This window comes from Bacillus sp. JKS001846 (assembly GCF_900176455.1).
Classification (GTDB): Bacteria; Bacillota; Bacilli; order Bacillales; family Bacillaceae_G; genus Bacillus_A; species Bacillus_A cereus.
This window is the reverse complement of sequence record NZ_FWYG01000001.1, coordinates 1,082,948-1,109,187: the sequence shown is the minus strand read 5'-3', so window position 1 is coordinate 1,109,187 and position 26,240 is coordinate 1,082,948. Positions and strand designations below refer to the sequence as shown.

Below are 26,240 nucleotides of genomic sequence, written 5' to 3'. Positions count from 1 at the left end.
GGGGTATGTGCCAAAGAAGCAAAATATTGAGATCGGCAAATTACTAGACTCAGAATCAATAACAAGTATTTTAGCTAACTTTGTAGGTGGAAAAACAAAATCAGTTGATTATGATGACGAAAAAGATAAAGATAAAGATGTAGTTATAATTAATAAACTTACATTAGTTGTTTTAGTCACCTAATGCTTCCAAAATGAGGATGAATAAAACATTTCAATAGAAAAGCTGCCAAAGAAACTAAAACCTTTCTCTGGCAGCCTTTATTTATATATATTAAAGTTATTTATTTTCCTCTTTCTGAACATATACATAAGCATCTTTCTGCTCTTTATGTACATCCACCTTCGAATTCTCTGCAAGCTGACCCGCATTTAGCAAAGAAAAAATAATGAGCGCTTCTAGTGACATTTCGTTTTACCACTCCTTTCTAGTTGTTATACATTTATCATACCGCTTACATGTGATTTCCGTATGAACTCGAAAAGGAGATTACAACAAAATGGTTACAAGCATATGAATGCACGTTATAATAACCATAAAATGGGAGGTGGATTCTTTTTGACAATAAATCAAATGGTTCAACTCGGAAGTTCATTTATGCTATTTATTACTTCCGCACTGATGAGTTGGTATCAGGGGAGTAATTTAATAGATAATCCTGATGAATGGAAATATAGCGCTAAGTTTACAAATTACTTTAAAGGCACCGTTTCAAATTACCAAGATATTTATCAAATCGATTTCTTTATATATGCGGCAAAATTTTATCCAACAGCATTTATCGTTATGCTAGTTAGTTTACTTTATATGCTCATATTAATTCTTTATATTCTATTTAAAAGAAAAGATCCGGCGATTTAAATCCATACATAAAAACCCCGAATCATAGACTTTTCAGCCTACAATTCGGGGTACTATTTGTTTACATTCGTTTCTAATTAGTAACGAATTAAGAAATATTTCTTCTTACCGCGGCGAATGATTGTGAATTTACCTTCGATGCGGTCGTTTTCTGTTACAACGTAGTCTAATGCTTGTGTACGCTCACCGTTTACGTAGATTGCGCCATTCGTTACATCTTCACGTGCTTGACGTTTTGATGGAGAGATTTTGCTTTCTACAAGTAAGTCGATTAATACTGTATCTTCTGCAGTACGTTCTACAGATGGTACGTCTTTGAATCCTTGCTCGATTTCGCTTGCAGTCAGTTCTGCTACAGAACCGCTGAATAATGCAGCTGAAATTTTAATCGCTTGCTCTAATGCTTCTTCACCATGAACAAGTTTTGTCATTTCAGAACCTAATGCTTTTTGTGCTGCACGTTTTTCTGGCGCTTCAGCTACTTGCTTTTCAAGCTCAAGAATTTCTTCATGAGATAAGAATGTGAAGTATTTTAAGTATTTAACAACGTCGCGGTCATCTGTGTTAATCCAGAATTGGTAGAACTCGTAAGGAGTTGTTTTCTCTGGGTCTAACCAAATTGCGCCGCCTTCGGTTTTACCAAACTTCGTACCGTCAGATTTAGTAACTAGTGGAATTGTTAAACCGAATGCTTTCGCATCTTCTTCTGATTTACGGATTAATTCAAGACCAGCTGTAATGTTACCCCATTGGTCACTACCACCGATTTGTAGACGGCAATTATGTTGCTGATATAAGTTTAAGAAGTCGTATGATTGTAAAATCATGTAACTAAACTCAGTGAATGAAATACCAGTTTCTAAACGAGATGCTACTGTATCTTTTGCTAACATATAGTTTAAACCGAAATTTTTACCAATATCGCGTAAGAATGAAATTACATCTAAGCTACCAAGCCAGTCGTAGTTGTTAGCCATCGTTGCTGGGTTGTCCACGTTTTCAAACTCTAAGAAGTTTGAAAGTTGGTTTTTAATGCTTTCTGTGTAGTAAGCAACTGTATCTTTCGTATTTAATGTACGTTCTGCTTTTTTACCACTCGGGTCACCGATCATACCAGTACCACCGCCAACAAGTGCGATTGGTTGGTGACCAGCTAATTGGAAACGACGTAACATTAATACTGGTAACATATGACCAATGTGTAAGCTATCCGCTGTCGGGTCGAAACCACAGTATAATTTAACGCTTTCTTTTTCTAATAATTGCTCAAGGCCCTCAGCATCTGTTTGCTGATTAATTAGACCGCGAAATTCAAGATCTTGTAAAATACCCATATCCTACATACTCTCCTTTAAGTTCATTACTGGCGTGAAGGTTGAAAACATAAAAAAATCGCCCCTTCAAATAAGGGACGATTTTGATTATCGCGTTACCACCCTAGTTGCAGGCAAAAAAGCCTACCACCTTATTTACATAACGGCTTAGCACCGTCTTTTCCCTTTTGAATACAATTCAATCGAAAAAAGATGCTCTAGGGGCGTAATTCGCGATCATCTATGTGCTGATTTTCACCGGCCATCAGCTCTCTAAAACAGGGAAATGATCACTACTTCTCCCTTTCCACGCTCAATTATTCATATACTTTTCTTTATACCATCATTTATATAGGCATGTCAAATAGAGGTCAGGTTTCCCTTCTTGTCAATCCTTTACAACACCATAAAGAGTATCGTAATAAGAGAAAGAATTGGAACCCCAACTAATAACGATACATGAAACACAATCGATAAATCATTCCCAATGGTCGCCTCCACAGGATCTTTCGCTGGGGAACCAAGAAACCCGATTAATCGATCGAATCGACTTACCGTTTTTGGAAAGTCTGGTATTTCTACATGATCACTATCTAAATGTTGCTTTAACTTATATTCACTCTTAAAGGGATTTTCGCTCAATTTCGTCCACCTCCAGCAATTGTTTCAATCTCTTTATCCCGTTATGAAGTCTCGATTTCACCGTTCCAATCGGAATGTTTAATATCTCTGCAATTTCTTTTTGCTGCATGTCATGATAATAAGAAAGGATTAGGACCGCTCTTTGCTCTTCTGGAACTTTCAAAATTGCTTCTCTTACTGTGAGCCGATCTTCGTGAGAAAATTCTTTTTCCGGAATCGGCACTAAAAATGGCAAAAGCGTACGCCACTTTTTTCTCCTATTTAATTTATTAATCATAAGACGATAACCAATTTGAAATAAATACGTTTTTATTTTACCTTTTTCAAGTTCATACATATGTTTCTTACGCTCTAGCGTCAAAAACGTATCTTGCACAAGATCGATACTTAATTGTTCATCTCGGTTAAATCGATATAAAAATGTGTATAGCGCTGGTTTGATTAAAACATATAGTCTTTCTCCCGCTTGTTTATCTCCACTTTGATACGCAAGCATGAGCTCCTCCTCAATCCCAATCTGCGCCATGATTTTTGATCTCCTTTATTCCTTTTAACGTTAATGAAATACGGGAAATTAAATATGCAATCGCAATAAAAATCCACAATTGTGATTGATTTGTAAAAAATTGCACATATGGGTTTTGAATCGTAAATCCCATTGTAACTAAAGTATTTAACGCTTGCACACATATGCATGCATACAACGCAAGGCAGATAGAAATAGTGTCAAATACATTCCAGCGAAAATACACTTTTGTTTTTGTAAAATCAATTTTATATCCATTTTTCCGTACTATATGTTTTCTATCAAATGGAATAATGATTGAAAACATAACACCCATTATAACTCCAGCTGTAAGCATTGATACTCTATATCCAATTGGTATCGGTAAGAAAAGACCACAAGAAAATACAACTATAATTCCAATTACAGCAAAAGTAAGAAGTAATTTATTAGACATAAAAAAGCCTCCCTCATCTATTCTTTCATAAATGTATACAGACGAGGAAGGCACTTCGTTCAAATATTATTTTAGTTTTTTTATAATCTTTGCAGGATTCCCGCCAACTACTACATTATTAGGCACATCTTTCGTTACGACAGCACCAGATGCGATCACCGCATTGTCTCCAATTGTTACACCTGGATTAATAATTGCTCTTCCGCCAATCCATACGTTATCGCCAATTGTAACTGGTTTTCCGTATTCTGATCCGCTTATACGCTCTACCGGATCAAGTGGGTGCGTTGCTGTATAAATGTGAACACCTGGAGCTAACATACAGTTCACTCCGATTGTTACCGGGCATACGTCTAAAATCGTACAGTCAAAGTTCGCGTAAAAATTTTCACCGACATGAATGTTATAGCCGTAATCACATCTAAAAGAAGATTCAAGATGAATATTATCTCCTGTCGTTCCGAATAATTCTTTTACGATTTCGCTACGCTCTTTCAATTGCTCTTCTGGCGTATCATTTAATTTTCTCGTTAATATACGTGCTTGCTCCCTCTCTTGAACTAAAACTGGATCAGCCGGTATGTACATTTCTCCTAGTATCATCTTTTCCTTTTCTGTTTTCATCATACTATCCCCTTTAACTTATATATATAAGTTCATGATATCATAAAAAAGAAAGGCCTGAACATTTTTCGTTCAGACCTTTCTCTCTTAATCTTCCATCGTTGATAAGTCACCTGTTGGTAAGTTTAACTCCCACGCTTTTAATACGCGTCTCATAATTTTACCACTTCTCGTTTTCGGTAATTTATCTCTAAATTCAATTTGTCGTGGCGCTGCATGAGCTGCTAGGCCTTTCTTTACAAATTGACGAATTTCTTCTTTTAATTCATCAGATGGTTCGTATCCTGCTCGAAGTGCGATAAATGCTTTAATAATTTCGCCGCGCACCGGATCAGGAATACCAATTACACCAGCTTCTGCAACAGCACCATGCTCGATTAATTTACTTTCTACTTCAAACGGACCAACGCGCTCACCTGACGTCATAATTACATCGTCAATACGCCCTTGGAACCAGAAGTATCCATCTTCATCCATATAGGCAGAGTCACCTGATACGTACCAATCTCCCGGCATGAAATAAGATTCATATTTTTGCTGGTTATTCCAGATCCCACGCATCATAGATGGCCAACCTTTCGCAATTGCTAAGTTACCCATTGTGTAAGGAGGCACTTCATTTCCTTCATTATCAACAATCGCTGCTTTCACACCTGGAATTGGTTTACCCATTGAGCCTGGACGGATTTCCATACAAGGGTAGTTACAAATAACTTGTCCACCTGTTTCTGTCATCCACCACGTATCATGAATACGAAGTCCAAATGCGGTCATACCCCAGCGAATTACTTCTGGATTTAACGGCTCACCAACGCTTAATACGTGGCGCACTTGTGATAAGTCATATTTTTTAATTGCGTCTTGTCCAGCTCCCATTAACATACGGAATGCTGTTGGTGCGCTGTACCAAACCGTCACACCGTAATCTTGCAGTGCTTCATACCAAGCTTCTGGACTAAAGCGTCCACCTAAAATAACGTTTGATGCTCCAACTAACCACGGTGCGAAAATACCGTAAGCTGTTCCAGTTACCCAGCCCGGGTCAGCAGTACACCAATATACATCGTCTTCTTTTAAATCTAATACCCACTTCGCCGTTTGATAGTGCTGAACCATTGCGTTTTGCGCATGAAGCACACCTTTTGGCTTACCAGTAGAACCAGACGTGTAATGTAGAATCAAGCCGTCTTCACGGCCTAACCATTCAATATGTAATTCTTTTGAAGCTTGTTCAAATAAAGGATTGAACGCTACCGTTTTACCGCCTTCTTCTACATTATCTCCAACAAGGAAAACTGTTTTTAAAGCCGGTAAATCATTTAATGGTACGCGCTCTAACAATTCAGGCGTTGTAATTAACACCTTTGCTTCGCTATCTTCTAAGCGATCGCGAACTGCGCCTTCCATAAATGCTTCAAATAGCGGTCCAACAATTGCTCCTAATTTCACTGCACCTAAAAGTGCGAAATATAACTCTGGAGAACGTGGCATAAAAATAAAAACGCGATCGCCTTTTTCTACATCGCCATAATTCTTAAGGACGTTTCCTGCTTTATTAGAAAAATCCTTCATTTCCTTAAATGTATATTTCTCTTTTCGCGATCCATCTTGATAATAAAGAGCTACTTTATTCTTTCGATCGGATTTCGCATGCTTATCAATTGCCTCATACGCCATATTTACTCGGCCTGTTTCATTCCAAGTAAAGTTTTTATTAACCTCTTCCCAGTTAAAATTCGCGTATGCCTCATCATAATTCGGCAAATTATTTTCTCCTTTAATGACAGGAAGCGTTTCTACTTTCATACTTTACATCCCCCTCCTATGTATTCTATTATCTATTATAATGACATTATTTAAAATTTTCAGTATATTTGTTGATTTTTAGACAAATTTTTAATGACAAATTTCGATTCACATCGCATATATTATAAAGTACGATATTAATAGATTCACAAACCCTCAAGGTGGTGAGCAATACATTGATTCATAAAAAAATATATAATGCTAGAAACTTAAAAACAGCGAAAGGCACTTTAATTATTGAAGGTCCTGTCTCTACACATAACTTAGAAATGTATGAGTTTCATCCAGACTTAATTGCGTTTCGTCCTGCCGAGCAACAATATAAAGCAATTGTCGAAATTTCTAAATTACCAGAAGCTCGTCTCATTATTGCTAGACATGACCAAACAATTGTTGGATATGTTACATACTTGTATCCTGATCCACTTGAACGATGGTCAGAAGGAAAAATGGAAAACTTAATTGAGCTTGGGGCAATTGAAGTAGTCCCAGCCTTCCGCGGGAGTTCTGTCGGAAAGAACTTACTAGAGGTTTCTATGATGGACGATTATATGGAAGATTACATTATATTGACGACTGAATATTATTGGCACTGGGATTTGAAACAAACAGGATTGAATGTGTGGGAATACCGAAAAGTAATGGAGAAGATGATGAATGCTGGCGGGTTACAATGGATGGCTACAGACGATCCTGAAATTTGTTCACATCCTGCCAACTGTTTAATGGTCCGCATCGGTAAACGCGTTGATACGGATTCTATTCAAGCTTTTGATCGTCTACGTTTTCACAATCGTTTTATGTATTAATAAAGGGGGCAACTGGAATGATTGTAGAAGAAATTATGAATCAAAATGTAGTTACATTGCATCCAAACGATACAATCGAAACAGCAATCCGAACGATACGCACGAAAGGCATTCGGCACATTCCAATTGTCGATCAAAATAATCACGTCGTAGGCATTATTTCTGATCGGGATGTAAGAGATGCAAGTCCGTCTATTCTAGATGAACAAGTTTCAATCGATATGCTACAGCAACCGCTCGAACTTATTATGAAACATCCTGTTATGACTTGCCATCCTCTCGATTTCGTTGAGGAAATTGCTACTTTATTTTTTGAAAATAAAATTGGCTGTCTTCCTGTTACAAAGGCCGGGAAGTTAGTTGGAATCATTTCTGAATCTACAGTACTGCACACATTAGTAAAATTAACAGGAGCACATCAACCAAGTTCGCAAATTGAAATTCAAGTAAAAAACGAACCTGGTATTCTTGGAAAAGTCGTTGCTATTTTTAGTGATTTACAAATAAATATCGTGAGCGTTCTCGTCTACCCAGCAAAAGACGAGAATGATAAAGTACTCGTTTTCCGCATTCAAACGATGAATCCTCTAAAAGTGATTGATGCACTTGAAGCAGAAGGTTACCGCGTATTATGGCCAAACATCATGGGGATGCAAGCATGAGTAGCGCGTTTATTTATTCGGATGACTTTCGGGGCTATTCATTTAGCCCTGATCATCCTTTTAACCAACTGCGCGTCACACTTACGTATGATTTATTACAAAAGGGCGGTTTCATCTCTCCCTCTCAAATCATCTCACCACGGATGGCTACAGATGAAGAGATTGCCTACATTCATACAGAGGAGTACATAAATGCGGTAAAACGTGCTGGAGAAGGAAAGTTAGAAAAATCAATTGCGATGACATATGGACTCGGAACAGAAGATACACCGATGTTCCCAAATATGCACGAAGCAAGCGCATTGCTCGTTGGTGGTACGTTAACAGCTGTCGATGCTGTTCTTTCCGGAAAAGTAAAACACGCGCTTAACTTAGGAGGCGGCTTACATCATGGCTTCCGTGGTAAAGCATCTGGCTTTTGTATTTATAACGATAGCTCCATAGCAATGAAATATATTCAAAAGAAATACGGTTTACGCGTCTTATATATTGATACAGATGCTCATCACGGTGATGGCGTACAGTGGTCGTTTTATGATGACCCTAACGTATGCACCATTTCACTGCATGAAACTGGTCGTTATTTATTCCCTGGAACTGGCGCTGTAAACGAACGTGGCCAAGGTAATGGTTATAGTTATTCTTTTAATGTTCCACTCGATGCTTTTACAGAAGATGAATCGTTCTTAGAATCATATCGAACTGTTGTAAAAGAAGTTGCAGCGTACTTTAAACCGGATATTATTTTAACGCAAAATGGTGCTGACGCACATTATTATGACCCACTTACACATCTTTGTGCGACAATGAATATTTACCGCGAAATACCGAAGCTCGCTCGTGAAATTGCTAATGAGTATTGCGACGGTCGCTGGATCGCTGTCGGTGGCGGTGGCTATGATCACTGGCGCGTCGTTCCAAGAGCTTGGGCGCTCATTTGGCTCGAAATGAACAACATCCAAAACATCTCAGGTTATCTCCCTCCAGAATGGATTGAAGCTTGGAAAGGACAAGCAGAAACAGAACTTCCCCTCACATGGGAAGATCCAGACAACATGTATAAACCTATCCCCCGTAAACCAGAAATTGAAGAAAAAAACGCATTAACTGTAGCGAAATCCCTTGAAATTATTCGGAATAATATGACAAAATCTTTATACTAAAAGAAAAGGAGGCTCGTTTTTGAATAGCCTCCTTTTATTTAAAGCTTGCTATTATTGTCGTTTTCTGTCGATAAGTCGATATATTTTAATAATCGCTGATATATTCCGAGTTGCGCCGATATATTCTAATAATCGCTGATATATTTTCATTTTATAACAGTCTGGCCCAACTTTTATGAGAAAAGGTCGTGATATTATGTGGACACAACAAATAATCAACACGAAACGCGGTACATTTGAACTCTTTACAAAAGGAAATGGCGAATCGCTTTGTATTACACATCACTATTCACAATTTAATGAAACTGGTGATTACTTTGCGGATGTTTTTACTGCTACGCATCGTGTATTTCTCATTAATTTACGAGATACTGGTCGCTCTGTAACCGCCCAGTCAGAAAACGAATTAAGCATGATTGAAACAATCCACGACTTAGAAGCAATACGAGAAGCATTACAACTTCCAACATGGCATTTCGCCGGTCATTCAACAGGTGGTATGCTTGGACTTTTATATGCGATTACATATCCAAATTCCTTACAATCATTAGTCGTAGCAGGAGCTGCAGCAAGTAACTATACCGAAACACCATTTTGCATTTATCACCCAGCACATCCACAGTTTCATTATATGCAAAAACACATCGAAAACTTAAAAAGCCCTCACCTTACAAGTGAAGAACGAAAAGAACTATCTACTGAGAGAACAAAATTATCATTGTATAAACCAGAAAACTACAACTCTTATTTTTGTAAACCAATCAATAAAACAATGTCCGTTAGCCGGATGAACGCTTTCGCCAATGAATATCCTTCATTTGATTTAAGAGAGTATTTACCTTTCATCCAAACAAAGACACTTATTATATGCGGAAGATATGATGTGCAGTGTCCAGTTCAATATTCTATCGAGATACATGATGGGATACGTAATTCTATCTTCATTCCATTCGAAAACAGCAACCATTATCCTTTTTTAGAAGAAGCGACCCTGTTTACTTCTACTACTCAAATATTTTATAAATCGTTACGCCAGTACCGTTATTATTAAGGAAAGCTCACAGTCTCTATAAGACTATGAGCTAAATTTTCAGAAGAAATATTTCGTACTATATAAAAATAAAAGATAAAAGGAAAAGAGCACCAAACCTACATCAAACAACACTGACTTTTTATCTCCTTCTTTTAAACCTATCGTAATATTAAAAATGCTTCTAACTATCCAACCTAATACTAAAAATAACCAGCCGAAATGATCATTTGTATAATCTTTATCATAAAACATTTGTATTGCACCAATAATTAATAAAATAATTATAATATTAGTTCCAACCCTTAAGACCTTGTTTGATTTATTATCTTGTAATGTATCTCCCAAAATGTAGCACACCCTCTCATGCTCTACTATGTTTTATCTCTCTTTATATCTTAACACAAATTACCTATTATTTCCTTTTGACAAATAACATAAAAAACCTGCCAATTACTCGGCAGGTATATTACACGTTAAAACGATAACCAGCTCCCCATACTGTTTCAATATATTGCGGGTGAGCAGGATCTCTTTCAATTTTTTCACGTAGCTTTCTAATGTGGACGACAACAGTGGCTAAATCACCAGCGGAATCTAATCCCCAAATGCGTTCAAATAACTGTTCTTTATTTAATACTTGGTTTGGATGTGTGACAAAGAATGTTAATAAATCAAATTCCTTCGTTGTAAACGCAACTTCTTCATTGTTTATAAAAACTTTTCTCGCTCGTTGATCGATAGAAATTCCGTGAATATATAACGTATCACGTTGCTTACTTACATTTCCTAATAATCTTTCATAACGGGCAATATGTGCTTTTACTCTTGCGACTAATTCACTCGGGCTAAACGGTTTCGTTATATAATCATCCGCTCCTAATCCGAGTCCGCGAATTTTATCTATATCTTCTTTTTTTGCTGAAACAAGTAGAATCGGAATATCTTTTACAGCACGTATTTGTTTACAAATTTCGAATCCGTTCATTTTCGGAAGCATAATATCTAAAATAATTAAATCATAGTCTTCTTGCAAGGCTGTTTGTAAACCTATTTCTCCTGAATGCTCTACATCAACTTGGAAATCATTAATTTCTAAATAATCTCGCTGTAATTCTGCAATACTTACTTCATCTTCTATTAATAAAATTCTTTTCAATTTACTCACCACATTCCTCTACTTTTTCCAATGAGAAGAAAATGCTTGTGCCTTTACCAAGCTCGCTTTCCGCCCAAATTTCCCCGCCATGTTCTTCAACAATTTGCTTCGCTATTGCTAAACCAAGTCCACTTCCACCTGTGCTAGAATTCCGCGATTGCTCTGCACGATAAAAACGTTCAAAGATATACAGCAATGTATCAGCTTCTATACCTGATCCGTTGTCCATCACTTTCACAATAACTTTATTATTATCACTCGATACTGTTACAGTAATTTTCTTCTCTTCTTTATCCATGTATTTCACACTATTATGAATTAAATTTGATATCACTCTATTTATTTTTTCACAATCAGCCGTTACATATAGTGTTGATGCATGTAATTGTAAGTTAACTTCTATACCTTCTTTACTTAAATCCATCTGCATCTCTTCTATTAATTCTTGCATAAACGTATTTAATTCAACTGTTTCAAACTGGAATGGAACTCGATTCAAATCGAGCTTCGAAAATAAAAATAGTTCATCAATGAGTGTGTCCATATGTTTTGCCTTCGTATGGATAGTTGTTAAATACTTATCCATTTTTTCTGGCGTATTTGCTACCCCGTCCTTTATTCCTTCTACATATCCGATAATTGATGTAATCGGTGTTTTTAAGTCATGAGAGATGTTTGAAATAAGCTCTTTTCGATTTTCTTCATACTGTGTTTGCATTTCTATCGATTCTTTTAATCTCTTCCTCATTTCCTCAAACCCTTGATTTAATTGCCCTATTTCGTCTTGGGATGTAATTGGTATTTGAAAATCTAAATTTCCTTCTTTAATTTTCTCCGTTGCGCCTTTCAATACAAAAATTAGTTTTATTACACTTCTTGAAACGAGGTAACTTAATAATCCAATGAGTAAAATGGCTAGTAGTAAAAGCGATACGAATAAGATTGGAAATAATTTTTGTGTAAGATCTACAAATGAACTTTGCTTTTTTAATACAAATATACTTCCCTCTTCTTCCTGAGGAAAATAAAAATCAAACTTTACATATCGATAAAATGTATCGCCTAGTTCCGTTGTACCACGACTATTAATATTTGCTGATTCAAATTTCGGAAGGGCTTCTTTTAAAGATACACTTTCAAATACGTTTGAAGCATATGAAAGTGTTTCTCCTTTTCTTACTACTATTTTCACACCCTCTTTTTCTATTGCTGAGACAAACGACTCATCTAGCAATTGAGATTGATGCTGTTTGGCTGCTGACTTCAACTCAAGATAGGCATTCTCTTCTTCTGGTGTAAGCGGCTTTTGAATGTAAGAACTTTTATAGAAATTTTTCACTGCTTCCAAGTCACCTGTTATCGAAAAAACGATTAAAAATCCCGCGACTAATATAAGCGTAATGGAAACGAGGATAACAGCAATATAAGAAAATAAAAACCTTGTTTTAATAGACATATCTTAAATCCTCACTTTATCAAACCTTATTATTTATAAGCATAAAAATATATGTTCAATTACTCAAGCGATTTTATAGTAATTTTAGCGTCAGTTTATAAAAATTTAATGTTCCTATTTTACAGTTGAAATTAGGAGGTTGAAATTCCATGTTCAAAAAAACATTCAGTATGATATGTTGCGTAATTTTTTTACAAGGATGCTCGCAAGAACAAGAAGTAAAAAAGGAGATGATAAACATGGAGACTGCACTACTAGCAGCCACTGAAAAAAATGAAACGAATACTGTTATATCTTTACTAAAACAAGGCGCAAATATAAATGCGACGGATAGTCAAGGACGCACTCCGCTTATGATTGCTACATACAAAAATGATGTAAAAACCGCAAAGGCACTTATCGAAGCTGGTGCTGACGTAAATATCCAAGATGACATGAAAAATAATCCCTTTCTATACGCCGGTGCGGAAGGTTACTTAGACATTTTAAAATTAACAATTGATGCTGGTGCAGATCCTACGATTACAAATCGTTACGGCGGAACAGCTCTTATCCCAGCCTCAGAACATGGCTATATTGACGTTATAAAAGAACTACTCACTCAAACAAATATTGATGTAAATCATGTAAATAACTTGGGATGGACAGCTTTAATGGAAGCCATCGTACTAAGTAACGGAAACGAAACACAGCAACAAGTCATTCGCCTTCTTATTGAGCACGGTGCAGATGTAAATATTCCAGACAATGATGGTGTTACTCCGCTAGAGCATGCTCGCGCTCATCACTTTGAGGAGATAGAGAAGATTTTGTTAGAGGGGAATAAGTAAAAAATGTACTAAAAAATCCGAAGCGCTCATCACTTCGGATTTTTTAACAACCTTATTTATCCATAACAACAGGAAGCTGGAATGAAACAATCGTTCCTTTTCCAAGTTCACTTTTTATTTCTAATCCAGTTCCGTATAACTGTTTTAATCGTGCATCCGTATTCAATAAACCTATTCCCTGTTTTTGATTCGGTTTTTTCACTAATATTTCTTTTATTTTTTCATCTGACATGCCTATCCCATCATCCGCAATCGAAATGTTTATAAATCCACTCACACTCTCTATTTTTATATGAATGCTTCCACCCTTTGCTTTTTTTAATATACCATGACGCACAGCATTCTCTACTAATGTTTGAATAGAAAACGGTGGTACTACACATTCTATTCCATCTTCGACTTCCAGCACGCTCTGTATTCTCTTTCCAAATCGCTCTCTTTCAATATAAAGGTATGATTGAAGTAAATCTAATTCATGCTGTATAGGTACGGTTTCCGCTAACACTTCTTCACCAAAACTGGCTCTTAAATACGTTCCAAACTCAACAATTAATTTCTCCATCCTAACAATATCAATTTCACCTAATGCAGCAATCGTATTTAGTGTATTAAAAAGAAAATGCGGCTGAATTTGCGCCTGAAGCCAAGCACCTTCCATTCTTATTCGCTCATGAATTGATTGCTTTAACTCTGTTAATGCATTAATTCTCACTTTTAATTCCAGTGCATCTATAGGCTTTACAATGTAATCATTCGCCCCAGCAAGAAATCCTGTATAAATATCTTCTGGCTGCGACCTAGCGGTTAACAGTACAATAGGCAACTCTGCAATAGAATATTGGGTACGAATCATTTTTGTTAATTCATAACCTGACATTTTCGGCATCATCACATCTACTAATATCATATCCCACTCCATATTTAACCGCTCCAAAACCTCTCTTCCGGTTGTTACCGTTTCAAGTTCATATTCATCTTGTGGTAATATACTCTTTAATACTTTTAAATTTATAGGATCATCATCAACAGCAAGAATTCTCCTTCTATTACCGACTCGATTATCCTTCATTTCAACTTGTTTTAATTCCACTACTTTTTCAATTGTTTCTTTTGACACAATTAGCATCTCTTCTCTTTCAGCAAGTGGTAATGTGAATGTAAAAGTAGAGCCTTTATGTAAAACGGATGTAACAGTAAGTGTTCCCCCGTGCATTTCCACTAATTGTTTACAAATACTTAGCCCAAGTCCAAATCCTCCACTTTCACCATATGAATCACTACCTTGTTCATATGGAAGGAAGATTCGCTTTTGCGCTTCTTTATCAATTCCAATACCAGTATCTGTAACCTGAATAGCCGCGTAATTTTTTCGTTTTTCAACATCAATTGTAATAGCCCCTTCATCCGTAAATTTAACTGCATTATGAAGTAGGTTAAATAAAATTTGAATAAGACGATTTTGGTCAGCTAATACAAATGGAAACCGTTCAGGGATATTCGCGATAATTTGTAATTTCTTTTCTTCTCCAATAAACTTTTGCATATCAATCACCATTGTAATAATTGGTTGCAAATCAACCGGTCTCTTATGAATCGGTATCCCTTTCTGCTCCATTCTTGTAACATCTATTAAATCGTTCAACAAATACGACATACGCCTTCCTATTGTCATTAATAGTTTTAGATGTTGTTTACTTTCACCATTTATCGCTTTCTCTTCATCCATTACACTTTGTGCAATATTCATCATCCCATGTAACGGATTTCTAAGTTCGTGCGCTGTATTTGCTAAAAATTGATCTTTCTTATGATGCTCTTCTTTTAATTTTCCAACCAGTTCACTATTCTCATCACTCGTGCGAAAGAATCGGATAAACCAAAAAGTCGAAAATGATACCATTGCTAAAAAAATATCAAATGGATAAAAATCCGCATCAAATATCCTCGCAAACCCTATGCTATACATGAACGCAAACTCTCTAAAACTCGCACACAATACTCCAGAAGTAGCACTAATCACTGTAAAAAGTAAAAAGATTAAATCATACTTTCCACTTTCCACCACTCGTAAAACAATAATTGCTGTTAAAATGAATGGAATAATAATTGTAAAAAATAATATAAATCCAAAATCTTGCACTAGTCTAGGTGAAGAAAACAATACTACGAAAACATAAATTCCGCATAATACGATGGTAAATAAAATAAATTTATTGTCCCCATAACCTCGTAAAAACCTTTTCATATACAGTAAAATAAATAAAGCGAAACCTACAAACGATGTATATATAATTTTCATATATGTTGAAAATTCAAATTCATACAAAGAGAACAAAAAACGTTCATCCGTAATTAAAAATATAATACCTGCAAATATACTACCAAGTGAAAAATATAGAATCTCAACATTTTTCGGCTTCATCACAAAAATGATAAATGCATATATACCATGTAAAAACACTATTGTCGTTGCAATAATTTGCATCATAAGATTGTTAAAGCTATCCTGTACAATAGCATTTTCACTGCCAAAACGCACTCCACCTGTAATCCCGCCATGTTTCGATTCTTGTGTCGTTTTCGTAACAGGAATAAGAAGATTAATTACCCCTTGTTCATTCGCTTTTACCTTTATGACAGTTGGTGTAAGTGAAGTTTTATGTACATCATTCGGTTTAAAAATACTTCCTCTTTCCTGTACAAGTTCTCCATTTACATACAAATCGAACTGATTATGAACACGCTGTATTTTTAAGCCGTAATTTTCATTCGAATTCTTCACTTTGATAGATAGCGCATACGTGCCATATTCTTTTTGATGAGTACGATCAACTCTTTCTTTCCAGTTCCCCGGAACATTAATATATTCATAATCTTTATTATTTTCCTTCATTTGATCCGGGGTAAGTAAAACATTCGGATAAAATTTCCATTCACCATTTAACGTAACTAAATTTTTTTCGCCAAATGTTATATCTGATAAATTTACTATCCCTTCTTCAGCATGTGGTTGATTTATATAAAGAGATTGTTTAAACCAAATGGAACGAAAACCGACAATACAAAGGATAAATAAGAATACTACTATCAATATTTTTCTTTTAGACATACTTATTCCCTCTTTATAAAATTACGGAATCTTTTCAAATCTTTACCATAACATATCACACTTTCTTTATCGAGTGAATAATAACTATATTCTAAAAATTTTTCCATCACTCGTACTTTAACGTTTTTTCACTTTAAAATAAAGAAACATTCCAATGAAAAATAATAGAACGATTACTATTCCAATCATCCACTTTTCTACTACAAATGGATTCACTTGAGCCACAACTGCTTCCTTTTCTTTCACTTCAAAAGGAACCCGTTCCCCTCGAACTATCAATCTATGTGTATTTACTCCATAAGGTGTGCATGTAACTAACGTAACGTAATCTTTATTTTTCACAACTAATAAATCATTCGTTTCATTTGGTAATACAACTTTTATTTGATCCACCTTATAAGCAAGCACTTTATTTAATGAATGTATGTAAAAAGTATCTCCCTTCTTCACCTTATCCAAGTCCGTAAATAATAAAGCAGAAGGCAAACCACGATGCCCCGTTAAAACAGCATGCGTACTTTCTCCCCCTACTGGCAAAGAAGAAGCATTAATATGTCCTACTCCTCGGCTCAAAACATTTTCAGATGTGCCAGCATAAATTGGAAGCTTTACATCAATTGTAGGAATTTCAATATACCCCATACTCTCACCTACATTTAATACATCTGCATATGAACGTCCACTCTCGTCGCCCCCTTTTTCATTAAATGGATCCGAAAATGACTGTGACGTCGTCTGGACATTTTTATTATATTCATTCGCTTCTTTCTCCCTACGTTCAATTTCTTTTTGCTGTAACTCTTTTACTTTTTTATCATACGAACTAACCGCTGAATAATGAGCTCGTGTTGCTAACCAATTACTAACTGTTGGATATAAGAAAATACAAAGTCCCAATAAAAAAATAGCACCAAATATAATGTTACGTTTCATCATATCCTCCTATAAAGTGAAACTTTAATCAGTGTAGGTTTTGTTCACCCCACTGATTGTTAGCCCTCAAATAACGGGCTAAAATGCCGAAAAAGAGGAAAGGCCTCCCTCTCCTCTTTTCATTACCGTTTAAATCGCTTATTAATTATTTGTTGCTTTTTTTCTAAAGAAAACAAATGCTGCTATTATCATTAATACAAGACCTACTACAGTAAATAAGATTGTACCGATACCACCTGTTGAAGGTAAAATCCATCCACTCTTATTATTTTCTACAGTAAGTGTAACTGTTTTATGATCAGCATCAATCTTTACATGAATTGGCTCTCTTAATTGTTGATAACTACCTGTTGTACCATCTTCTTTTTCATAAGTTGGAGCTTTCGTTTCCACAACTTGATACTCACCGTAAGGTAGCTTATTCCATGTAATTACACCATTTTTATCAGATGTACCTACTACTTTCTTTCCATCGATTTCTACTGGATTTCCTTTTGTATCTTGCAGCGCAAATTCTGCACCTTCTAATTTCTTACCATCCTTCCCATCAACTTTCGTTAATGTAATACCACCAGTCGTTGGAGTAACGATAACTGGTTTTGTTGCCTTCTCACCTGTTACATCATCTTTGTTTTTAAATGTAATTGTTGCCGTATTCGGAATCTCTACTCCTGTTTCTACGCCATCTCTAATTTGTGCTTTAATTTGCAAATGAAACTCTTTTTTGTTATCTAATTTAGAGAAATCTTTTACAGTAGCCGTTACTTTTTGACCGTCTACAACTACTTCTACAACACTTGCATCTACTACTTTACCATCAATTTTTACAACTGGTTGATCTTGAATTTCTAATCGACTATCTAATACATCTGTTACGACATAATATTTATAATCCTTAATATCTTCTGGAATTAGTGTTTTAATATCATAGTTATAATCCGTCTTCGTATTAATTGGTAAATTGTTTAAATCTCCATTAATCTTCTTATCAATTGTTGGTTCTTCATAGTTTTTCACATCAACTTTAACTACTTCACCAGAAGTAACTGTACCATCTTTATTAATTACACCAGATTCTTTAATGAAGAATTCATATTTTTTCGGATCCAACACATAACCATCTAGCGCTTTCGTTTCTAAAAAGTAATACTTCCCGTACGATAAGTTACCGACACGAATTTTACCATTTCCATCTGTCTCCAAACCTTTTTCTAACTCTGTTCCATCTTCTTTATATAAAGAGAATTGAACACCCTTTAACGCTTTATTTTCCACACCAATTTTTGTTAATTCTACTGCACCACGTTTCGTTTCATTTTTCGGATAAATTTTAACATCATATGTTAATACTTTCCCATCTTCACTTGTCATCGGGATATCAACTTTGTATGTTTTTGTGTCTATATTTACATGTGGTGGTCCAGAAATTTCTTTCACTTCGTAACGGCCTAGTGGTAAATCGCCAAAAAATGCAATCCCATCCGCATTCGTTTCAACTTCAATTGGAACTCCATTTACTGGTTTGATGTCTTCTTTAACAATTTTCCCATCGTTTGAAATTGTTCCAAATGATTCAACTTGTTTAATTTGATACACAACTCCTGCTAAAGGCTTCGCATCTTTAGGAATTTCTACTCCTTTAGAGCTACTTTCTTTTAAAGCTGGATTATTAAGCGGCTCTTGTTCAAATTTATGGATTGTTAACGTGCCTTTTTTTTCACTTTTCGATTCCGCTTTTATTAACATACTTGGCAATGAAGCAAATGCTAGCAAAAAGATTAAAAACATACTTAAAATTTTTTTCATTTCTCGTTCTCCTCTTCTACCAATTTAATATTCTAGTAATTACTATTTCTCTTATGGAAAAACAAAAATACAACTACAATCATTAAAAAAGTACCAATTAAATAAAATACATTTGTTCCAGCACCGCCTGTGTTTGGAATTTCCCACTCGCTTTTTTTGTTTTCTACTTTTAACGTTTGTGTAGGTGTCGCTGCCGTTACCTCGACCTCAATTGGATCACGGAGCAACATATATCCATTCGGCGCTTTCACTTCTTTAATCGTATATTTTCCAAACGGTAGTTTCTCTAAGCTAGCCTTGCCATTTTCATCTGTAATTAACTTTCCAACTTCTTTTCCTTCTTGGTTAAAAACTTGAAATTCCGCATGTTGCAACTTAATATTTTCATCAGCTGCATCTACCTTTTCAATTTCGATCTTACCTATAGATGGCGGAATAACAACTACTTTATTCGAACTAATTGGCGTATTATCAAATATGAGCTCTGCTATATTTGGCACGCCGCCATTTGCAATATATTTCGCTAACACCTCTACTGGTGTACCTTCTGCTATTTTGCTTTTAATATGCATCGTGTACTTTAAACCAGCTAAATACGCATATGAACCATCTTTCTTCTCTAACTCAATTGTCACTTTCTTTGTTTGCTTATCAATGTTCGGTGTTACTTTTACAACTTCACCTTTTTCATTCATAAGCTTCACATCTAAAATATCTAGAATATCCTCTAAGTCATCTTGTAAGGTAACCTTCTCTAAATTTGCTGTATCATTACCAAATTGATATGCTACATTCCAAGTAAACTCTTCATTTCTCTCTTGCAATGTACCCTTTTCCACTTCTTTCTCATTTTGAGTAGAAACGGTTTTTGTTACTTTCGGTTTTTCCTTCGGAGGAACCACATACACTTCGTTAGATTTCACTGACTTATTATTTAGTACTAACTCTGCTGTATTTGGGATTCCACCTTTTACTATATAACGTGCTAATTCTGATTGATTTACACCATCAGCAATTTTAGATGTAATTTGCACCGTATATACTTCACCTGTTAAATACACATAACTTCCTTCTTGCTTCGGTACTTCAATCATTACCTGTTTCTTAGCAGTATCAATTTTTGGTTTTATATTTACGACTTCACCTTTTTTATTGATGACCTTCACATCTAATATGTCTAAAACATCTTCTAAATCATCTTGTAATACGATAGAATCGTATCCACTTGGTGAACTTCCAAATTCATACTGCACATTCCAAACAAACTTCTCTTTTACATTGGATAATGTAGCCTTTTCCACGTTCTTTTCATCATCATCCGATACAGTCTTGCGTAATTTTGGTTCTTCAATTGGTGGCTTCACAATGACTTTATTAGAAACAACTGGATTGTTATCTATAATGAGCTTTGCAGTATTCGGAACGCCACCTTTATCTAGGTACCCTTTGATCACATCGATATTTGTACCAATCTTTATCTTCGCTTTAATCGTTAATCGATATTGTCCACCAGCTAAATACGCGTACGAATCATTTTGCTTTGGCAACTTATACGTTACAATTGACTTTTCTTTATCTATAACTGGCGCTATATTTACAACTTCGCCTTTTTCATTTACTAATTTCGTATCTAAAACTTCTAAAATATCTTCCAAATCATCTTGTATAACGATTTCTTGTTTTGACTCCATATCAAATCCAAAGTTGTAATTGACATCATATACAAATTCTTCATGCAATGAATTTAACAATGCCTCATCGACCAGTTTTTGATCTGAATCAGAAACTTTTTTCGTTACCGCCGTATTACACTTAGTAGCATTTTCATTCGGAAGTGCCTTGACGGCTTGAATATCAAACTTTTGATCAAAGAACATAAAATATCCATCCGCAACATTAAATTCTTTCGATTGCGGTGTTTTTTCCTTCACCTTATAAGTGACTTTATAGGTTCCTTCTGGCTGTCCGTCTAAATCCCAAATGATCTGATTCCCTTGTATAACAGGCTTTGTATTAACACCATTTGGACCAGACCCTTGCACACCTGTTACGAGCAAATCATTATTAATATTTAAAATCAACTTATCTTTTTCTTTTTTTGTCACTTTTGTAACGGTTTCAATTAAATTTTTTGTAAACTCTTCAATATCATTTGCCAGTACAAACCATTCCGGTTTTGTTGCCATCTTTTTTAACTCTTGCCTTGCATATGGACCTACTTCTTTATCGTACTTAGTATAATATTGGTCAGATGCTGCTAGTATACTTTTATCTTCCCAAAAAGCTGTAACAAGTTTATATCCCGCGTTTTTTATATTTTGAGCCTCTGTAGTTACTTCCTTCAAAGCACCTACATAATCTTGCCCATATTCATTCGACCTATAACCTGTGCCCTGATCCGTTAGTTGATTTGTTAATTTGTAAATATAGCCATCCTTTCGAATGTTAGCAACACCATCTGTAACAAGCAGAAAAACTGTTTCTCGGTCTGGATCATTTTGTCCCTTCGCTTTCTCATACTCAGCTAACGCAAACTGAAGACCACTGGCAGTTGGTGTACCGCTATCTGGAGTTATTTTATTGATGCCATTCTTTGCTGAGGTAAAGTTATTAGTTAATCCTGCTTGCAAGGTTGTTTTAATCCCATTACCTCTACTTTCAAGTACACGACCGTCACTAGCTTTATATCCCTTATAATCTTGATAACTCGTTACCATAATCCGATCCGTCGCAGGATTTAGTTCATCTACGATATTGCTCAATGCTTTTTTCACATTTGGCATTGTGCCTTTGAAACTTCCACTTGCATCTTGCACAATAACAAAATCAACTTTCTTTTGTTTTGGTGCTGGCCACTTAAAACTTAGCTCCCCTTCATGCTCCCTTAAACACATATTCCCTGTCGATTTAGTTGTTACCTTATGCTGCACCGCTTCCACCGTATTAGCAGCAACCGCTATTATCCCTGGGCTAATCACTTGAAATACGAGTAGAAGCAACATAAATAATGTGACGTTCTTCTTCATCGTTCCATCCTCTCACTTAACATAAATTTATCTCGCCTCATTTCCCCCTTTTTCGCTAAATTACTTTTACGCTCAAAGTATAAATTGGGACACTGAACAAAAACTGAACAAAAAATCAAAAAATAGAAATATTTAAATAATTTATCGTATATAACAATTAATAAGAATCATTTATAATAGTAATTACAAATAATTACCATGTAATATTTATGGTTATTTATGGAGGAATGAAAAATGTCCTATTTTGTCTAAATATTTATTGGTGATATGACTTGAGTTAAATCATTAAACAAGATTGTAAGAAAGAGGTAATGAACTATGAGGGCAATTATTGTTGATGATGAACCATTAATACTCCAAAGACTTGAAAAGATGTTAAAAGAACTTCAAATTTTTAAAGATATCGTTTGCTTTGATGATTGTGAATCTCTTAGTTTTTATAGTAAAGATCATACAATTGATGTCGCATTTCTTGATATTGAGATACCTGAAAAAAATGGCGTTATGTTAGCCCGCGAACTACAATCAAAACATAAAAATATAAAAATAGTTTTCATTACAGGACACGACCGTTATGCGGTTGAAGCATTTGAAATTTATGCATTGGATTACATTATGAAACCTATTACGAGGGAAAGATTGCATAACACTATTCAACGTCTTATGCAAAGCATGACGATTGAAACAACTAATTCCTCTACAATAGAAACTTCGATACTCAATTGCCTTGGTGAGTTATATTATGTAGATCATGAAAAAGACAAAAAAATCCCCCTAGAAAAATGGCGCACAAAAAAAGCGAAAGAACTATTTTTATTTTTAGTTCATAATCGAAATAAAGTTATTAATAGAGATACTTTAATTGAATTACTCTGGTCAAATACTGATTTAGAACAAGCAAGAGTAAATCTACATTCAGCCATATATCAAATTCGAAGAACCATCCATGCTTACGAAATGAATGTAAACATTACTCGAGTGAATGACGGATATAAACTCGATTTACAAAACATTTTGATTGATGTTGATCTATTCGAACAAGCAGCAGCCGCTCTTCCAAAAGAAATATGTAGCGATACATTAGATAAATACATTGCATGCCTCTCTTTATATACTGGAGATTACCTTATTGATATGGACTATTGGTGGAGCGAAGGAGAAAGAACAAGATTACAAAACTTATATTTTCAACACGCCTTTTCCCTTATTCGTTTTTATATAGAAGGCGCGAGTTACACTGAAGCAATTGATATTTGCATGCGTATGCAATCTATGAATCCATTTGAAGAAAATACGTATCACCATTTAATTTCCTTATACGCTAAAACAGGGAATAAAACAGCTAAACAAAATCAAGAAAAAATGCTACACAAATTATTAAGCGACAGCGAACTTACTATGATATAAAGAATCTCTCAATATAGATTCTTCATTTTTGCCATTCTCAGCTATCCTATGCTACATTTATTCCGGCATATAAATATTGAATAATAAGGCGGAGGTAAAATGAATATACCTAAAATCGGAATGATTGGACTTGGAAGTATTGCGCAAAAGGCCTATCTTCCAACACTTACAAAAGAAACTGATTGGAATTTTGTAGGGGCGTTTACACCTAACGCAGAGAAAAGAAAACAAGTTTGCCAGCAATACCGAATTCAAGACTTTCATTCTATTGAAATGTTAGCTTCGGAATGCGATGCAATCTTCGTTCATAGTTCAACTGCATCGCATTATGAAATCGTTTCTGAACTTCTAAAAAAAGGGATCGACGTTTATGTTGATAAACCGCTAGCAACTACAGTGGAACAAGCTGAGCAACTAGTCGAGTTGAGCGAGAAGTATAACCGAAAATTAATGGTCGGATTTAATCGCAGATTCGTTCCTATGTATGTCGCTGCCAAAGAACAGGCTCATGATATTTCATGGATTCGAATTGAAAAGCATCGTACAAATAAAGTCGGGCCATATACGTACGACTTCACTATGTTAGATGATTATTTACACATTGTAGATACCGCTCGCTGGTTAGCTAATGATGACCTTAACGCCGTTCACAATATGATGCAAATCAATGAAAAGAATGAACTTCTTTACGGACATCATACATATACAACTCCAAGTGGACTGTTACTTTCTACTGCAATGCATCGCCATGCCGGTACTAATTTAGAACAAATTGAACTTGTAACGCCAGGGAAAATCATTCGCGTAAAAAATATGAATACATTTGAAATTGAACAGGAAAACTCAGTTTCACAAAGTGGTTCCCCATCATGGGATACGACGTTAAAACAACGTGGTTTTGAAGATGCTGTTCATCATTTTATTGAGTGTGTACAAGGCGATACAAAGCCCGTTGTAGATGGATTAGAAGGATTAAAAACGCAGCAACTGTTGCAATCTCTACTAGATGATGTAAACAAAAATTAAAACGGATACATTTTTCAGAATTTACTTTCATTCCCATTTCCCCTTTATTTCTCTCGTAAATTTCTATAGAATATGTTGATAGGAATTATAAATTTCATAATGAATCGTGGAAAGGATGGGATTAACACATGTGGAACGAGTTTAAAAAGTTCGCTTTCAAAGGGAATGTCGTTGATTTAGCTGTCGGGGTTGTAATCGGTGCTGCATTCGGTAAAATCGTTAGTTCTTTAGTAAAAGATATCATCACACCATTACTTGGTATGGTATTAGGTGGCGTTGACTTTACTGATTTACAATTTGGATATGGTAAATCAGCTGTTATGTATGGTAACTTCATCCAAACAATTTTTGACTTCTTAATTATCGCAGCTTCTATCTTTATGTTTGTTAAAGTTTTCAACAAACTAACATCTAAAAAAGAAGAAGAAAAAGAGGAAGAAATTCCAGAGCCAACAAAAGAAGAAGTTCTTCTTGGCGAAATTCGCGACTTACTAAAACAGCAAAACTCTTCTAAAGATAGAGCATAATTGAACGGATAAAAAGGCATGTCCCTCGGGACATGCCTTTTCTATATACTATAACGTTTCCGAATTCATATGAATAAATAAAATAATACCAGCAACCATAAGTACCATAATGCTACCTGCAAATAGTGTAATACCAATAAACATTAAACTTGTGCTCATATCTACTGATACACTTTCAATAAAAATAGAAATTACATACGTGATAAGGGCAATTCCTGCAAGAATACTTCCTGGAACAAATCGCTTTAAACCATTTTGTTTTAACGTCATATATGCAAAAATAGCAGTCATACAAAGCGTAATTATCCAAAGAACGATCATCTCTTTTCCCCCCTCACAAGCCTTTTCTTTCTATTATACATGACATTGCCCTATAATAGTTAAATTTGCACTTATGTGACATATAACAAGGAATAGCCCCATCTATAGCGAAGGCATTATAACATACACTTATACAATAAGGAGGCTTTCATTTGGACTATACTACTACATGTAAATTAGAGCTATCCGAACGATTCGATTATGTTACGATTGACTTAGACAAACAGTTTTTTTACATAGAAGTTGTAAATTTACAAAGTAATATAACTGTACTAAAAATATCAATTAACTTGCAAAAAGACGAAACGATGGTAGAGGGAAATATAATTCATTATGATACTTTGCACGTAGATGCATTATTACAAGGATTGAAATATGTTGCTCGAACATGTATTGATCGCAATTTAAAAAACCAAAAGGAACTGTTCGCATTTTTAGAAGAAAATTAGCTCCAACAAAAAAATGGTTATTTTTTCTTTTTATTGATATAATTGTTATAGAGAAATATTCTTTGTAAGGGAGTGTTCATAATGATTTGGATTTCACTAATCGTATTAGCTTATTTCATCATTCTCGTCCCAATACAGTACAACTACATTAAAATGCTCAAAGAAAAACAGAAAAAATTGAGTGTCTCACAAAACGAACTATATGATAACATGTCTTATGAAGAATCCCAAGTACATTACCATTATCAAAGTAACGTATTTACAATACCTGCTTCGCTTGTCGCAAGTATTATTTATAAAGTGAAACATGCAGCATAA

General features: G+C 35.1%; 27 protein-coding genes and 1 other annotated feature. Of the genes, 12 read left to right on the top strand and 15 right to left on the bottom strand.

Annotated elements, in window-relative coordinates:
- Nucleotides 1–7: 7 nt before the first annotated feature.
- Nucleotides 8–184 (top strand): hypothetical protein, encoded by a 177-nt coding sequence (locus B9A45_RS32090; protein ID WP_002101421.1) that lies wholly within the window; start codon nt 8–10, stop codon nt 182–184.
- Nucleotides 185–280: 96 nt separating this feature from the next.
- Here B9A45_RS32090 and B9A45_RS06065 read toward each other — a convergent pair whose 3' ends face one another.
- Nucleotides 281–409 carry a hypothetical protein gene (locus B9A45_RS06065; RefSeq protein ID WP_000050944.1) on the bottom strand — a complete coding sequence of 43 codons (129 nt, stop codon included), beginning with the start codon at nt 407–409 and terminating at the stop codon, nt 281–283.
- A 165-nt stretch (nt 410–574) separates the two neighbouring features.
- On the opposite strand from B9A45_RS06065, the gene B9A45_RS06060 reads away from it, so the two are divergent.
- Complete coding sequence (locus B9A45_RS06060) at nt 575–862, top strand: YjdJ family protein (RefSeq protein WP_113623466.1); 288 nt, start codon at nt 575–577, stop codon at nt 860–862.
- Nucleotides 863–939: 77 nt separating this feature from the next.
- On the opposite strand, the gene tyrS is transcribed toward B9A45_RS06060, so the two are convergent.
- The 6 genes from tyrS to acsA form a co-directional block, all read right to left on the bottom strand.
- The gene (tyrS, locus tag B9A45_RS06055) at nt 940–2,196 is read right to left on the bottom strand and encodes a tyrosine--tRNA ligase (protein WP_000512092.1); all 1,257 of its coding nucleotides are present in this window, start codon (nt 2,194–2,196) and stop codon (nt 940–942) included.
- A gap of 70 nt (nt 2,197–2,266) precedes the next feature.
- Nucleotides 2,267–2,494: a binding site (T-box leader), on the bottom strand.
- 77 nt (nt 2,495–2,571) lie between these two features.
- Nucleotides 2,572–2,817 (bottom strand): hypothetical protein, encoded by a 246-nt coding sequence (locus tag B9A45_RS06050; protein ID WP_001293778.1) that lies wholly within the window; start codon nt 2,815–2,817, stop codon nt 2,572–2,574.
- Nucleotides 2,798–3,343, bottom strand: a complete 546-nt coding sequence (locus B9A45_RS06045) for an RNA polymerase sigma factor (protein ID WP_084063935.1) — start codon at nt 3,341–3,343, stop codon at nt 2,798–2,800. The genes B9A45_RS06050 and B9A45_RS06045 overlap by 20 nt, the downstream gene beginning before the upstream one ends.
- Nucleotides 3,324–3,779 (bottom strand): hypothetical protein, encoded by a 456-nt coding sequence (locus B9A45_RS06040; protein ID WP_000066457.1) that lies wholly within the window; start codon nt 3,777–3,779, stop codon nt 3,324–3,326. The genes B9A45_RS06045 and B9A45_RS06040 overlap by 20 nt, the downstream gene beginning before the upstream one ends.
- 66 nt (nt 3,780–3,845) lie before the next feature.
- Entirely contained in the window at nt 3,846–4,406 is a 561-nt protein-coding gene (locus tag B9A45_RS06035) for a maltose acetyltransferase domain-containing protein (protein ID WP_002026426.1), read from the bottom strand.
- A gap of 84 nt (nt 4,407–4,490) precedes the next feature.
- Nucleotides 4,491–6,209, bottom strand: a complete 1,719-nt coding sequence (gene acsA, locus B9A45_RS06030) for an acetate--CoA ligase (RefSeq protein WP_084063934.1) — start codon at nt 6,207–6,209, stop codon at nt 4,491–4,493.
- Nucleotides 6,210–6,385: 176 nt separating this feature from the next.
- Between acsA and acuA the strand changes: the two genes are divergently transcribed.
- The 4 genes from acuA to B9A45_RS06010 all read left to right on the top strand — a co-directional run bounded on the left by acuA (nt 6,386) and on the right by B9A45_RS06010 (nt 9,894).
- Entirely contained in the window at nt 6,386–7,018 is a 633-nt protein-coding gene (acuA, locus tag B9A45_RS06025) for an acetoin utilization protein acetyltransferase AcuA (protein ID WP_000581388.1), read from the top strand.
- A gap of 17 nt (nt 7,019–7,035) precedes the next feature.
- A complete protein-coding gene (locus B9A45_RS06020; RefSeq protein WP_000634578.1) occupies nt 7,036–7,680 on the top strand; it encodes an acetoin utilization AcuB family protein in 645 nt (214 codons plus the stop codon).
- Nucleotides 7,677–8,843 (top strand): acetoin utilization protein AcuC, encoded by a 1,167-nt coding sequence (gene acuC, locus B9A45_RS06015; protein WP_000092810.1) that lies wholly within the window; start codon nt 7,677–7,679, stop codon nt 8,841–8,843. Before B9A45_RS06020 ends, acuC begins: the two co-directional genes overlap by 4 nt.
- 175 nt (nt 8,844–9,018) lie before the next feature.
- Nucleotides 9,019–9,894 (top strand): alpha/beta fold hydrolase, encoded by an 876-nt coding sequence (locus tag B9A45_RS06010; protein WP_003285496.1) that lies wholly within the window; start codon nt 9,019–9,021, stop codon nt 9,892–9,894.
- Between the two features lie 39 nt (nt 9,895–9,933).
- On the opposite strand, the gene B9A45_RS06005 is transcribed toward B9A45_RS06010, so the two are convergent.
- The 3 genes from B9A45_RS06005 to B9A45_RS05995 all read right to left on the bottom strand — a co-directional run bounded on the left by B9A45_RS06005 (nt 9,934) and on the right by B9A45_RS05995 (nt 12,488).
- Entirely contained in the window at nt 9,934–10,221 is a 288-nt protein-coding gene (locus B9A45_RS06005) for a hypothetical protein (protein WP_084063933.1), read from the bottom strand.
- A gap of 121 nt (nt 10,222–10,342) precedes the next feature.
- Nucleotides 10,343–11,032 (bottom strand): response regulator transcription factor, encoded by a 690-nt coding sequence (locus tag B9A45_RS06000; RefSeq protein WP_001986686.1) that lies wholly within the window; start codon nt 11,030–11,032, stop codon nt 10,343–10,345.
- Nucleotide 11,033: 1 nt separating this feature from the next.
- On the bottom strand, nt 11,034–12,488 hold the full coding sequence (locus B9A45_RS05995; protein ID WP_084063932.1) for a sensor histidine kinase: 1,455 nt from the start codon (nt 12,486–12,488) through the stop codon (nt 11,034–11,036).
- 149 nt (nt 12,489–12,637) lie between these two features.
- Here B9A45_RS05995 and B9A45_RS05990 point away from each other — a divergent pair, with 149 nt between their 5' ends.
- Entirely contained in the window at nt 12,638–13,318 is a 681-nt protein-coding gene (locus B9A45_RS05990; protein WP_084063931.1) for an ankyrin repeat domain-containing protein, read from the top strand.
- Nucleotides 13,319–13,370: 52 nt separating this feature from the next.
- Here the strand turns inward: B9A45_RS05990 and B9A45_RS05985 are convergent, their stop codons facing one another.
- The 4 genes from B9A45_RS05985 to B9A45_RS05970 all read right to left on the bottom strand — a co-directional run bounded on the left by B9A45_RS05985 (nt 13,371) and on the right by B9A45_RS05970 (nt 22,192).
- The gene (locus B9A45_RS05985) at nt 13,371–16,427 is read right to left on the bottom strand and encodes a hybrid sensor histidine kinase/response regulator (protein WP_084063930.1); all 3,057 of its coding nucleotides are present in this window, start codon (nt 16,425–16,427) and stop codon (nt 13,371–13,373) included.
- A gap of 117 nt (nt 16,428–16,544) precedes the next feature.
- Nucleotides 16,545–17,360 (bottom strand): class C sortase, encoded by an 816-nt coding sequence (locus B9A45_RS05980; protein WP_058839721.1) that lies wholly within the window; start codon nt 17,358–17,360, stop codon nt 16,545–16,547.
- 141 nt (nt 17,361–17,501) lie between these two features.
- On the bottom strand, nt 17,502–19,166 hold the full coding sequence (locus B9A45_RS05975) for a SpaH/EbpB family LPXTG-anchored major pilin (protein WP_084063929.1): 1,665 nt from the start codon (nt 19,164–19,166) through the stop codon (nt 17,502–17,504).
- A gap of 32 nt (nt 19,167–19,198) precedes the next feature.
- The gene (locus tag B9A45_RS05970; protein ID WP_016110798.1) at nt 19,199–22,192 is read right to left on the bottom strand and encodes an isopeptide-forming domain-containing fimbrial protein; all 2,994 of its coding nucleotides are present in this window, start codon (nt 22,190–22,192) and stop codon (nt 19,199–19,201) included.
- A gap of 318 nt (nt 22,193–22,510) precedes the next feature.
- Here B9A45_RS05970 and B9A45_RS05965 point away from each other — a divergent pair, with 318 nt between their 5' ends.
- The 3 genes from B9A45_RS05965 to mscL all read left to right on the top strand — a co-directional run bounded on the left by B9A45_RS05965 (nt 22,511) and on the right by mscL (nt 25,152).
- Nucleotides 22,511–23,599: a response regulator gene (locus tag B9A45_RS05965; protein WP_001201607.1), complete on the top strand. Its 1,089-nt coding sequence runs from the start codon at nt 22,511–22,513 to the stop codon at nt 23,597–23,599.
- Nucleotides 23,600–23,698: 99 nt separating this feature from the next.
- Entirely contained in the window at nt 23,699–24,625 is a 927-nt protein-coding gene (locus tag B9A45_RS05960; RefSeq protein WP_084063928.1) for a Gfo/Idh/MocA family protein, read from the top strand.
- A gap of 128 nt (nt 24,626–24,753) precedes the next feature.
- Complete coding sequence (mscL, locus tag B9A45_RS05955; protein WP_016110800.1) at nt 24,754–25,152, top strand: large conductance mechanosensitive channel protein MscL; 399 nt, start codon at nt 24,754–24,756, stop codon at nt 25,150–25,152.
- A 48-nt stretch (nt 25,153–25,200) separates the two neighbouring features.
- Here mscL and B9A45_RS05950 read toward each other — a convergent pair whose 3' ends face one another.
- Nucleotides 25,201–25,473, bottom strand: a complete 273-nt coding sequence (locus B9A45_RS05950) for a DUF3917 domain-containing protein (protein ID WP_000636589.1) — start codon at nt 25,471–25,473, stop codon at nt 25,201–25,203.
- Between the two features lie 152 nt (nt 25,474–25,625).
- Here B9A45_RS05950 and B9A45_RS05945 point away from each other — a divergent pair, with 152 nt between their 5' ends.
- On the top strand, nt 25,626–25,922 hold the full coding sequence (locus B9A45_RS05945; protein WP_000386755.1) for a protein Dhp61: 297 nt from the start codon (nt 25,626–25,628) through the stop codon (nt 25,920–25,922).
- Nucleotides 25,923–26,003: 81 nt separating this feature from the next.
- Nucleotides 26,004–26,240, top strand: a complete 237-nt coding sequence (locus tag B9A45_RS05940) for a DUF3949 domain-containing protein (protein WP_000637897.1) — start codon at nt 26,004–26,006, stop codon at nt 26,238–26,240.